The organism is Micromonospora sp. NPDC049060 (assembly GCF_040649055.1).
Classification (GTDB): domain Bacteria; phylum Actinomycetota; class Actinomycetes; order Mycobacteriales; family Micromonosporaceae; genus Micromonospora; species Micromonospora reichwaldensis.
The window spans coordinates 1-10904 of the sequence record NZ_JBEZEV010000137.1; the positions used below are offsets into that span (position 1 = coordinate 1).

The 10904-nt window shown below is 73.4% G+C and carries 12 protein-coding genes; 5 read left to right on the forward strand and 7 right to left on the reverse strand.

What is annotated here, in order from left to right:
- Positions 1-160: 160 nt before the first annotated feature.
- Entirely contained in the window at positions 161-349 is a 189-nt protein-coding gene (locus tag AB0B83_RS29075; RefSeq protein ID WP_357580846.1) for a hypothetical protein, read from the forward strand.
- 45 nt (positions 350-394) lie between these two features.
- Here AB0B83_RS29075 and AB0B83_RS29080 read toward each other — a convergent pair whose 3' ends face one another.
- From AB0B83_RS29080 to AB0B83_RS29095, 4 genes are read right to left on the reverse strand one after another with little or no spacing between them, the layout of a single operon-like run.
- The gene (locus AB0B83_RS29080; RefSeq protein ID WP_357580838.1) at positions 395-844 is read right to left on the reverse strand and encodes an Rrf2 family transcriptional regulator; all 450 of its coding nucleotides are present in this window, start codon (positions 842-844) and stop codon (positions 395-397) included.
- A gap of 1 nt (position 845) precedes the next feature.
- Entirely contained in the window at positions 846-1730 is an 885-nt protein-coding gene (locus AB0B83_RS29085) for an ABC transporter permease (RefSeq protein WP_151456617.1), read from the reverse strand.
- Positions 1720-2499, reverse strand: a complete 780-nt coding sequence (locus tag AB0B83_RS29090; protein WP_357580839.1) for an ABC transporter ATP-binding protein — start codon at positions 2497-2499, stop codon at positions 1720-1722. Before AB0B83_RS29090 ends, AB0B83_RS29085 begins: the two co-directional genes overlap by 11 nt.
- Positions 2496-3560: an ABC transporter substrate-binding protein gene (locus AB0B83_RS29095; RefSeq protein WP_357580840.1), complete on the reverse strand. Its 1065-nt coding sequence runs from the start codon at positions 3558-3560 to the stop codon at positions 2496-2498. The genes AB0B83_RS29090 and AB0B83_RS29095 overlap by 4 nt, the downstream gene beginning before the upstream one ends.
- 263 nt (positions 3561-3823) lie before the next feature.
- Here AB0B83_RS29095 and AB0B83_RS29100 point away from each other — a divergent pair, with 263 nt between their 5' ends.
- Genes AB0B83_RS29100 through nudC form a run of 3 tightly spaced genes read left to right on the forward strand, consistent with a single transcriptional unit; the run spans position 3824 to position 7409 of the window.
- Positions 3824-5134, forward strand: a complete 1311-nt coding sequence (locus AB0B83_RS29100; protein ID WP_357580841.1) for a pitrilysin family protein — start codon at positions 3824-3826, stop codon at positions 5132-5134.
- Entirely contained in the window at positions 5131-6474 is a 1344-nt protein-coding gene (locus AB0B83_RS29105; RefSeq protein ID WP_357580842.1) for a pitrilysin family protein, read from the forward strand. Before AB0B83_RS29100 ends, AB0B83_RS29105 begins: the two co-directional genes overlap by 4 nt.
- The gene (gene nudC / locus AB0B83_RS29110) at positions 6471-7409 is read left to right on the forward strand and encodes an NAD(+) diphosphatase (RefSeq protein ID WP_357580843.1); all 939 of its coding nucleotides are present in this window, start codon (positions 6471-6473) and stop codon (positions 7407-7409) included. The genes AB0B83_RS29105 and nudC overlap by 4 nt, the downstream gene beginning before the upstream one ends.
- A gap of 172 nt (positions 7410-7581) precedes the next feature.
- Here the strand turns inward: nudC and AB0B83_RS29115 are convergent, their stop codons facing one another.
- The 3 genes from AB0B83_RS29115 to AB0B83_RS29125 all read right to left on the reverse strand — a co-directional run bounded on the left by AB0B83_RS29115 (position 7582) and on the right by AB0B83_RS29125 (position 9361).
- A complete protein-coding gene (locus AB0B83_RS29115; protein ID WP_132231358.1) occupies positions 7582-7857 on the reverse strand; it encodes a hypothetical protein in 276 nt (91 codons plus the stop codon).
- A gap of 214 nt (positions 7858-8071) precedes the next feature.
- Positions 8072-8308, reverse strand: a complete 237-nt coding sequence (locus AB0B83_RS29120; protein ID WP_132231069.1) for a DUF397 domain-containing protein — start codon at positions 8306-8308, stop codon at positions 8072-8074.
- Between the two features lie 72 nt (positions 8309-8380).
- Positions 8381-9361, reverse strand: a complete 981-nt coding sequence (locus AB0B83_RS29125; RefSeq protein ID WP_357580844.1) for a helix-turn-helix transcriptional regulator — start codon at positions 9359-9361, stop codon at positions 8381-8383.
- A 224-nt stretch (positions 9362-9585) separates the two neighbouring features.
- Here AB0B83_RS29125 and AB0B83_RS29130 point away from each other — a divergent pair.
- The coding region (locus AB0B83_RS29130; RefSeq protein WP_357580845.1) for an MFS transporter at positions 9586-10904 on the forward strand (1319 nt) is incomplete at its 3' end.

Consider the following 10904-nt stretch of genomic DNA (forward strand, 5'->3'; position numbering starts at 1 on the left):
CCTCCCCCCGGCGCCCGCCCCCCCGCCCCCGGGCCCCCACGCCTGAGTCTGGAATCAGCGAACGTTACGTCCGATCGGCGACTGTTTCCGCCGCCGGGGGTGGTGAAAGCTGGGGCGGGGGAAGATCCGGGCGGGACCGCCCGGCATGGGAGGGGTGACCATGGCGGGCGACGCCGGCTCGGGCGCGGCGCGGGAACTGTTGCTGGTGCTCGCGGTGGCGCTGGCCGGGCTGCTGCTCGCCGTGGTCGCGGTGTTCACGCCGTGGCACGCCACCCCGGACGGGGCCGCGCCAGCCGCTCCGGTCGAACTTCGCAGCCCGACGGAGCGGCCGGTGGCCACCGTCGGCTGACCGTCGCCGGGCCGCCCGCCCGTCGCCGGAGGGGCCGGTGCGCGGTCAGTGGGCGCGGTTCTCCCCGGCGCCGGCCGGGAGGTGTTCCGCCCCCAGCAGGTCGGCGAGGGTGGCCCGGTCGACCACCAGGGCGATCGCGCCGTGCACGGCCAGCCAGACGTCCCGCAGGCCGGTCGCCACACCCGCGTAGCCGGCCCGCTCGGCCGGCAGGCCGCGGACTGTCGTCAGGGAGCCGCCGATCGCGCGGAGCACGTCGCCGACGCTGATCTCCACCGCGGGGCGGGCCAGGGCGTACCCGCCCTCGGTGCCCCGGTGGCTCACCAGCAGACCGGCCCGGCGCAGGTCGACCAGGATGCCCTGGAGAAAACTCAGCGGGATGCCCTGGCTGTCGGCCAGCGTCCCCGCCTTGACCAGCCCGCCGCCGCCGACCGGAGCCGCGGCGGCGACGGCGAGCATGGCCCGGAGCGCGTAGTCACTGCGCGCGGAGACGTACACGTCACTGACCCGCCTGGTCCAACACGCCCCAGCGACGCCGGATCGCCTTGTCCGCCGCCCCGAACGCGGCGTCCACCGCCAGGCCCAGCACCAGGATCACGATCATCGTGGAGATCAGCCAGGGCGAGTCGGAGAGTTCCCGCGAGTAGGTCAGCTGCGCGCCCAGCGAGGTCTGCGAGATGCCGACCACGATCAGCTCGCCGGCCATCAGGCTGCGCCAGGAGAACGCCCAGCCCTGCTTGAGGCCTGCCACGATGGCCGGCAGCGCGGCGGGCGCGATGACGTACCGGTACAGGTTCAGCCCTCTGGCGCCGAGGTTGCGGCCGGCGCGCAGCAGCAGTGGCGGCACGTAGTCCACACCGGCGATCACGCCGTTGGCGATGGACGGCGCGGCGCCGAGCACCACCACGAAGAAGATGGCCTTCTCGCTCAGCTCGAACAGCAGGATCGCCAGCGGGAACCAGGCGATCGACGGCATCGTCTGCAACGCGGTGATCATCGAGCCGATCGCGGCCCGCAGGATCCGCGACCGGGCCACCGCGAGGCCGAGCAGCAGGCCGACGGCGACCGAGAAGACGTAGCCGAGGGCGGCCCGGCGCAGGGTGGTGACCAGCCCCTCCCAGAGCTGGACGCCGCTGACCTGCCGGAGCAGCTCCTGACCCACGGCCACCGGGCCCGGCAACGAGTACTCGGGCTTCCAGCCGGTCCAGACCACGACCTGCCAGGCGCCGACGGCGAGGACGAGGGCGGCCAGCTTCGGCCAGGTCGCCGCCCAGAACCGGCTGGCCCGCGTGCGGCTCTTCTCCCGACCGGCCAGCTCCAGGGCGTCCAGCCCGGAGATCTCCGCGTCGGTACGCGGGACGGCGGCGAGGGTGTCACCGGCCATGGCGGCCCACCTCCGTACGCAGGCGGCCGGTGACCTCGGCGGCGATCGCGGCGACCTCGGGGGAGTCGATGCGGCGCGGCCGGGGCACGTCGACCGGGGTGGACCAGATGATCCGGCCGGGCCGGCTGGAGAGCAGGATGATCCGGTCGGCGAGTCGGGCCGCCTCGCGGACGTTGTGCGTCACGAAGAGCACGGTGAGCCGCCGCTCGGTCCAGATCCGTTCCAGCTCGTCGTGCAGGATGTCCCGGGTCATCGCGTCCAGCGCGCCGAACGGCTCGTCCATCAGCAGCACCGGCGTGTCCAGGGCGAGGGTGCGGGCCAGTGCCACCCGCTGGCGCATGCCGCCGGACAGCTCGTGCGGGCGCTTGCGGCCGAAGTCGGCCAGGTGGACCGTGCCGAGCAGTTCGGCGACCCGGTCCCGCCGCGCCGCCCGGGGCAGCCCGCGCAGTTTCAGCGGCACCTCGACGTTGCCCTCCACGGTGAGCCAGGGGAAGAGGGCGGGCTCCTGGAACATCAGTCCCGGGTCGACGCCCTCGTCGAGGGTGATCCGCCCGCCGCTGGGCCGGTCGAGGCCGGCGACCAGGTTGAGCAGGGTGCTCTTGCCGCAGCCGGAGGCCCCGACCAGGCAGACGAACTCGCCGGGCGCGACGTCGAGGGAGACCCCGTCCAGGGCGACGACGGCGTTCGCCCCGCGCCCGTACACCTTGGTGACGCCGTGCAGCGCGACCGAGCCGGTCGCGCTGCGTGGCGTCGTCGTGGTCGACGTCATGGTTGGACGACCTCGGGCTTGCCCTGGCCCTTGAGCACCTCGTTGAGGTGGGTGAGGTCGTAGAGGCCGTCGAGGCTGACCGGCTGGGTCAGGCCGACGGCGACGGCGTGGTCGAGCCCGGTCTTCAGCGACGTGGCGATCGGGTCGTTGGTGAACTCCAGCGTCGGCCAGGCCTGCTTGATCAGCTTGAGGTCGAGCGGCTTGCCGCTGATCTTTCCGATGTGGTCGGAGATGGCCTGGTGCGTCTCGTCGGGCCTGGTGTTGACGAACTCGTTGGCTGCCACCTGGCCCTCGACCAGCTTCTTGACCACGTCCGGGTGGGCCTTGAGGAACTTGGTGCTGACGATCAGGTTGGTGATCACGAACTTCCGGTCCGGCCAGAGGTCGCGCTCGTCGACGAGCACCTTGCCGCCCGCGTTGACCAGCCGGGACACGAACGGCTCGGGCACCCAGGCGCCGTCGATGGCCCCGCTGTTGAAGGTCTCCACCGTCTGGGCGTTCTCCTGCGGGACGATCTTGACGTCGCCGCCGCCCTCCTTGGTCGTGGTGAGGCCCTTCTCCTTGAGCCAGTAGCGGATGGCCACGTCCTGGGTGTTGCCCAGCTGCGGGGTCGCGATCTTCTTGCCCCGGAGCTGCTCCACCGAGGTGATCCCGGGCTTGACCACGAGCGCGACGCCGCCGGAGGCCGCGCCGGAGATGACCCGGACGGCCTCGCCCTTCGACTTCGAGAAGGCGTTCACGGTGGGGTTCGGGCCGATGTACGTGGCGTCGAGCGCGCCGGAGAAGATCGCCTCGATGGCGGCGGGGCCGGCGTTGAAGGTCTTGGTCTCCAGCTTGACGTCGCCGCCGAGCTTCTCGGCGAAGATGCCCTTCTCCACGCCGACCACCGCCGGCGCGTGGGTGATGTTGGGGAAGTAGCCGAGCCGCAGCGTCGTCGGGCCGGAGCCGCCGCCCGCGCCCTCGCTGTCGTCGCCGCAGGCGGCGGCGGTGCCCAGGGTCGCCACGCCGACGACGGCGAGGGTGGCCAGGGAGACCCACCGACGCATGGGGAGCCGTCTCATCGTCCATCCAATCCGCAGTATTCCTACTTAGTTGGTAGGAAGACTGGGGCAGGCGGTGAACTGGCGTCAAGGCCCAACCACATGCCGGGATCCGCGTCCCAGAAAAAGCGGCAATCTCTACTGATTGAGTGTGCTTTGCGGTCGGTGTTCCCGGCGCCGTCGCCGGCCGTCGGGGCGGCTGCGCACGACGCCCCGGGCGCGGGTCGGGGCGGCAGGCGGGAGGTCGCCGGTGGCGGGGGTGCCGACGCGCTAGGGTCGATCCCGTGGCGGCGCGGAGATCGAGAATTCCAGCGACGAAATACCCGGTAGAGCGGTTCACGCTCGACAACGGCCTGCGGGTGGTGCTGACCCCCGATCGCAGCGCCCCGGTGATCGGGGTGGCGGTCGTCTACGACGTCGGCATCCGCTCCGAACCCGAGGGGCGCACCGGCTTCGCCCACCTCTTCGAGCACCTCATGTTCCAGGGCTCCGAGAACCTGGAGAAGCTGGCGCACTTCCGGCACGTGCAGGGGGCTGGCGGCACCTTCAACGGCTCGACCCACCTGGACTACACGGACTACTACGAGACCCTGCCGAGCAACGCCCTGGAGCGGGCGCTGTTCCTGGAGGCCGACCGGATGCGCGGCCCCCGGCTGACCGAGGAGAACCTGCGCAACCAGGTCGACGTGGTCAAGGAGGAGATCCGGGTCAACGTCCTCAACCGCCCGTACGGCGGCTTCCCCTGGTTGACCCTGCCACCGGTCATGTTCGACACCTTCCCGAACGCGCACGACGGCTACGGCTCCTTCGTCGACCTGGAGTCGGCCACCGTCCCCGACGCCGCCGACTTCTTCCGCCGCTACTACGCGAGCGGCAACGCGGTACTGGCGGTCAGCGGCGACATCGACGTCGCCGAGGCGACCACGCTGATCGAGCGGCACTTCGGCGACGTGCCGGCGCGTCCCGCCCCGAAACGGCCCGACTTCGCCGAGCCCGACCTGACCGAGGAGCGGCGCACCTCGTACACCGACGAGTTGGCCCCGCTGCCGGCGGTGGCCGGCGCCTGGCGGGTGCCCGACCCGATCACCGACTTCGCCGCCTACCTGCCGTACGTCGTGCTGGCCGAGGTGCTCACCGACGGCGACGCGTCCCGGCTGGTCGAGCGGCTGGTCCAGCGGGACCGGGCGGTGACCAGCCTCGGCGGCTACGTCGGCTTCATGGGTGACCCGTTCGACGTGCGGGACCCGACGGCGCTGCTGCTCCAGGCGCACCTGCCGCCCGGCGGGGACGTGGACAAGGTGCTGCGCACCGTCGACGAGGAGCTGGACCGGCTGGCCACCGACGGCGTGGCCGAGGGGGAACTGGCCCGCACCCAGGCCCGGATGGCGACCCACCTGCTGCGCGACACCGACGCGGTGCTCGGCCGGGCGTTGCAGATGGCCGTGCTGGAGCAGCAGCGTGGCGAGCCGGGGCTGCTCAACGACCTGCCCCGGCTCGTCGGCGAGGTCACCGACGAGCAGGTCCGCGCCGCCGCGGCCACCCTGCGGCCTGAGCGCCGCGCGTCCATCGAGGTCATCCCAGGAGGGGCCAAATGAGTGTGACCGCACCGGCCGCGCCCCGGGCGCTGCCGCCGCTCGGCCCGAACCGCAGGCTCAAGCTGCCGAAGCAGGCCGAGCGCACGCTGGGCAACGGGCTGACCGTGATCGCCGTACGCCGGCCGGCGGTGCCGCTGGTGGAGGTGCGGCTGTGGATGCCGTTCGGCCGTACCCACCTCGCCCGGGGCGCCATGCTCGCGCAGACCCTGCTCTCCGGCACTCAGACGATGTCCAGCGTGCAGATCGCGGCCGAGTTGCAGAAGGTCGGCGGCGGGCTCTCCGCCGGGATCGACCCGGACCGGCTGATGCTCTCCGGCGCCGGGCTGGTCACCGGGCTGGACCGGATGCTGGAGATCCTCGCCGAGGTGCTGACCGACGCGGCCTACCCGAACGACGACGTCGCCACGGAGCGGGACCGGCTGGTGGACCGGATCCACGTGGCGCGGAGCCAGCCGGCGCACCTGGCCCGCACCGCCCTGCTCCGGCGGGTCTACGGCACCCACCCGTACGCGGTGCAGACCCCCGAACCGGAGGCGGTCCGGGCCGTCCGGCCGGGAGTGCTGCGCACCCTGCACGCCCAGCGGGTGCACCCCGCCGACGCCGTGCTGGTGCTGGTCGGTGACGTGCAGCCGGACCGGGCGCTGGACGCCGCCGAGAAGGCACTCTCCGGGTGGACCGGCGCCGGGCACACCGCCGACCTGCCGCCCGCCCCGCCGCTGGAGCCTGGGCCGCTGCTGCTGGTCGACCGCCCGGGGGCGGTGCAGTCCTCGCTGCGGATCGCGCTGCCGGCGGTGCCCCGCACCCACCCGGACCACGCCGCGCTGCAACTGGCCAACCTGATCTTCGGCGGCTACTTCTCCTCCCGCTGGGTGGAGAACATCCGCGAGGACAAGGGCTACACGTACGGGGGGCACTCCCTCGTGGAGCACTCGGTGGCCGGGTCGGTGCTGGTCGCCGCCGTCGACGTGGCCACCGAGGTCACCGGGCCGGCGCTGCTGGAGACGACGTACGAACTCGGCCGGCTGGCCTCCCTCCCGCCCCGCGAGGACGAGCTGGAGCAGGCCCGCCAGTACGCCCTCGGCACCCTCCAGCTCGGGATGTCCACCCAGGCCGGGCTCGCCTCGCTGACCAGCGCGTACGCCGGCAGCGGGCTGCGCCTGGAGTTCCTGGCCGAGCACGCCGCCCGGCTGGCGAAGGCGACCGTGGCCGACGTGGCCGAGGCGGCGGCCCGCTACCTCGCCCCGGCGCGGGCGGTCACCGTGGTGCTGGGCGACGCCGAACGGATCGGGCGGCAGGTGGCGGCGCTGGCCCCGGTCACCACCGAGCCGGCACGACCGTGAGCGGTGAGCCCGCGCCGCCGCTGGCCCGTTCCACCCTGGACCGGGCGGCCCACCGGCGCACCGATCCCGGGTGGCTGGCGCAGGCGTGGAGCCGGGCCCGGGTGCTGGTGCTCGACTCCGCCGACGGCGGCCGGGCGCTGGTGCGTACCGACACGTCGCCGCCGAAGCTGGTGCTCGTCGATCCGGCCGGGCTGCCCGGGCCGACGTCGCCGATGTTCCTCGGCGTCGAGCCGGACGGGGTGCCGGTCTTCGCCGTGGACGCCCCGCTGCCTGCGGTGTCCGGGACCCGGGCGGCGCACCTGCGCGAGGTCGGGCACCTGCTCGGCGACCGCGACGCCGGGCTGTTCACCACCGCGCTGGCGCTGGTCAACTGGCACCTGCGGCACCGCTACTCGTCGGCCACCGGGCACCCGACCGAGGTGGACGAGGCCGGCTGGTCCCGGGTCGACCCGGCCGGGGAGCGGATCTGGCCGCGTACCGATCCCGCCATGATCGTGCTGGTGCACGACGGCGTCCCGGGCCTGGACGGGCGGTGCCTGCTCGGCAACAACGCCACCTGGCCGCACACCGCCGGCGAGCGCCGGTTCTCCTGCCTCGCCGGCTACGTCGAGCCGGGGGAGTCGGCCGAGGCCGCGGTGCTGCGCGAGGTCCGCGAGGAGGTCGGCGTCCCGGTCGACGACATCGCGTACGCGGGCAGCCAGGCCTGGCCGTTTCCCGGCTCCCTCATGCTCGGCTTCCTCGCCACTGCGGATCCGGAGCATCCGGTGCAGGTGGATCCGACGGAGATCGCGTTCGCCCGGTGGTTCTCCCGCAGGGAGATCGGCGCGGCCCTGGCGGGACGGCCGGTGGAGGTCGGCGGGGCCCGCCTGGTGCTGCCGCCGCCGTCGTCGATCGCGCTCTTCCTGATCCACCGCTGGCTCGACGGGCACTGCTGAGCCGGTCTCCGCCGCGCGCGAGCGCGCCGGTGGCCGGGGTCGTGCGGTCCCGGCCCGTGGCCGCCGTTGCCGCGACGGTCACGGACCGGGAACACGGGCCGCCCTGGTCGGCTGGGGCAAAGGAGCACGGCGGGGGAGCCGGTCCGACCACGACGGACGTCTGGGTTGCGGGTCAGCTGCCTCGGTCGTCGGGTGCGGCCCGCCGTCCGCGGCCCGGCTCGTCGAGCGGGAGGACCTTGACCCGCTGCTTCCCGGAGCGGACCGCGCCGACCGTGGCGAGGGCCCGGGCCAGCAGCAGCGCGGCGTCGCGCTCCTCGGCGTGCACGATCTGGCGGCGCGGCTCGGGCGTGGTGGTCTCGTCGCGGAGTCGGTCACCGCACGCCCAGGCGGCGGCGATGTCCACGTCGGCGGCGGCGCGGATGTCGGTGCGAACGATCAGGAACCGCATGCGGGTCTCCGGATGAATCGCGAGGGTGGGGAACGGGTGGAAGTTCCACGTCACTCTGCCGTCATGTTACGCCGCGCGGTCGTCTCATCAAGTGAAACGCGACGATTGGTTCGGAGGCTCATCCGATCAGCGGATGCCTGGTCGGCGGGGTGGCAGGGCGCAGACGCGACGGGGCCGCCGGCACGCTGCCGGCGGCCCCGCGACGGTCGACGGATCAGTTCAGATCGAACTGTCCGTTCTTCGCGCCGGCGATGAAGCCCAGCCAGCCGGCCCGGTTGAACAGCAGCACCGGACCGCCCTGGTCCTTGCTGTCCCGCAGGGCCACCGCGACCGGTCCGGTCCTCAGTGGTGCGACCTCGACGCAGTTCGAGGTCTGGCTGCGCGTGCTCTTACGCCACGGGGCGTCCGCGAGCTGGGCGAGTACGGACGGCGTGTTGCGGATCTCGTTCATCGTGCCACTCCTGAGGTGAACTGCTCCGATGGAACAAGTGGCGCCGCACGACCCGACGGTGGGCCCCCGTGATCACCGATCCGTCAGGCGCCCGGAATACCGGCGGCGTTGGGTCGGCGCCGTTGCCGGCCCGTACGCCACCGTGGACGCGGTCGCCGTGCCGGGCAGCCGCCCCGTCGCCTCGATCAGCCAGGAGAGGGTGTCCGACTCGGAGAGCGCCGCCGTGCATAGCCACTCGAACACCACTTTATAGCGATTTAGGGCGTTTACCTCGGTCGACATGACGTCGGTGAACCCCCCTTCGATGGCCAGCGTCTCCGGATCGAGCGGATCCGCGAACCGGTAGACCGAGAACGCGGTCGGCGGGAGGTACCAGTCGCCGATCTGGGTGTCGCGCGGCAGCACGTGCAGCGTGACGTTCGGCAGCATCGCCAGTTCGCAGAGCTGCACCAGCTGCGCGCGCAGCACCTCCGGCGGCCCGGTCCGGCCGCCGAGCGCCGCCTCCTCCAGCACCGCCGTGTAGCGGGGCGCGTCGGTCGCGCGGGTGAGCAGCGACTGCCGGGCCAGCCGGGCCCGCACCTCGGTGTCGATGTCCTCACCGGCCTCCGGGTCGCCGGCCTCCTCGTCGACCTGCCGGGCCGAGGCGATCCGCACCGACGCGTAGTCCGGCGTCTGGAGCAGGCCCGGCACCAGGACCGGGTTGTATTCCGAGATCTCCGCGCAGCCCGCCTCCAGCTCGGCGAAGCTGCGCTGCTGCTGGGTCATCACCGGGTAGTTGCGCAGCCAGCCGCGGATGTCGCCGGCCTCCTCGGTGATGCCGAGGAGTTCCCGGCGCAGCGCCTCGTCGGCGCCGTAGAGATCCAGCAGCACGCGGACGTCGTTCGGGTCCGGGCGGCTGCGGCCGTTCTCCAGCCGGGACAACTTGGACGCGGACGCCCAGCCGATGCGCTCGATGACCTGGTCTCCCGTGAGACCCGCGGCCTCGCGCAGCCGGCGCAGCTCGGTGCCCAACCTGCGGCGGCGCAGGATCGGGCTGGGTGAGGCAGGAGGCACGACGTCCTCTTTTCCCGTGGACCGCCGCAGACGCGACGGTAACTGTATGAAATTCGCCCCCCACGGTCAGTATGGACGGCGCGCCTCCCGCCGGAGGTCCCGGTGGGGGCGTGTCTCGCAGAAAAGAGGACCGTGGAAGGGCACGGCGTCCGGTACGACGCCGTCGGCCGACCGCGCCACCCAGACCGCGCCACGCCGCGCACCACCCCCGCCGGAGGGACCCCATGCGCACCGTCCTGCGCCGCCCGGATTTCCGCCTGCTCTTCGGCGGCCTGCTCGCCAGCATGGCCGCCGAGTCGATCCTGTTGCTGGCCCTCGCCATCTGGGTGAAGGACCTGACCGGGTCGGACGGGCTGGCCGGCGCCACCATCTTCGCGGTCATCGCCCCGATGACCCTGGCCCCGCTGGTGGGGTGGATCGTCGACCGCTACCCCCGGCGCCCGTTCTTCGTTGCGGCGAACCTGGTGACGGCCGTGCTGCTCACCCCGCTCCTCGTGGTGCGGGACCGGACCGACGTGTGGATCATCTACGTGGTGGCGGCCCTCTACGGCCTGTCGTACATCACCCTCAGCGCGGTGCTCAGCGGCCTGATCCGCCAACTCGTGCCGGTGGAACTGCTGGCCGACGCCAACGGCGTGCTCCAGACCGTGCGCCAGGGGCTGCGGCTGGTCGGCCCGCTGGCCGGCGCCGGGCTCTACGCCGCCGTCGGCGGCTGGATGCTGGCCGTGATCGGGATGGTCGGCTTCCTGTCGGCGGCCGTCGTGGTGGGCCTGCTCCGCACGACGGAGACGCCGCCCACCGGGCCCGGGCTGCGCTGGCCGGCCGAGGTGAGCGCCGGGCTGCGCCACCTGGCCGGGGAGCCGGCGCTGCGCCGGGCACTGCTCGGCTACGGGCTGGGATCGCTGGCGATGGGCTTCAGCGAGTCGTTGATCTTCGCGTACGTCGACCAGGGGCTGCGCCGGGACGCCGCGTTCGTCGGCGTGCTGGTCACCGTGCAGGGCATCGGCGGGCTGGTCGGCGGGCTGCTCTCCCCGGCCGTGGTGCGCCGCGCCGGCGAGGTGGGCACGCTCGCCGCCGGGGTGGCGTTCTTCGGGCCGGCCTCGCTGGCGCTGGTGTACCCGAACCTCTGGCTCGGCTTCGTCGCCGTACTGCTGGCCGGGGTGTCGCTGCCGCTGACGATGGTCGGGCTGCACACGCTGATCCAGCGGCGTACCCCGCAGGCGCTGCTCGGCCGGGTCGCCGCGGCCTCGGAGGCCGTGGTCAGCGGCCCGCAGGCGCTCTCGATCGGCGCGGGGGCGCTGCTCGTCGGGGTGCTGGACTACCGCGTCCTGTTCGCCCTGATCGGGGTGGCCACCCTGCTCGCCGGCGGCTACCTCTGGCACGGCCGCACGCTCAGCCCGCCGCCACCCGTCCGGATCCCCGCCCCCCGCCAGCCCGCCGAGGGGCCCACCGCCGTCGGCCCGGCCGCCGCGAGCCAGGAGGTGGTCGGCACCGCGAATACCTGGCCGTCGAGGAGCCGGTGGGCGCACGGGAACGGGTGCTG

Coding starts and splice junctions, on each gene's coding strand:
- AB0B83_RS29075 (WP_357580846.1), top strand. CDS start 161: ATGGCGGGCGACGCCGGCTCGGGCGCGGCGCGGGAACTGTTGCTGGTG.
- AB0B83_RS29085 (WP_151456617.1), bottom strand. CDS start 1,730: ATGGCCGGTGACACCCTCGCCGCCGTCCCGCGTACCGACGCGGAGATC.
- AB0B83_RS29090 (WP_357580839.1), bottom strand. CDS start 2,499: ATGACGTCGACCACGACGACGCCACGCAGCGCGACCGGCTCGGTCGCG.
- AB0B83_RS29095 (WP_357580840.1), bottom strand. CDS start 3,560: ATGAGACGGCTCCCCATGCGTCGGTGGGTCTCCCTGGCCACCCTCGCC.
- AB0B83_RS29105 (WP_357580842.1), top strand. CDS start 5,131: ATGAGTGTGACCGCACCGGCCGCGCCCCGGGCGCTGCCGCCGCTCGGC.
- AB0B83_RS29115 (WP_132231358.1), bottom strand. CDS start 7,857: ATGCGGTTCCTGATCGTTCGCACCGACATCCGCGCCGCCGCCGACGTG.
- AB0B83_RS29120 (WP_132231069.1), bottom strand. CDS start 8,308: ATGAACGAGATCCGCAACACGCCGTCCGTACTCGCCCAGCTCGCGGAC.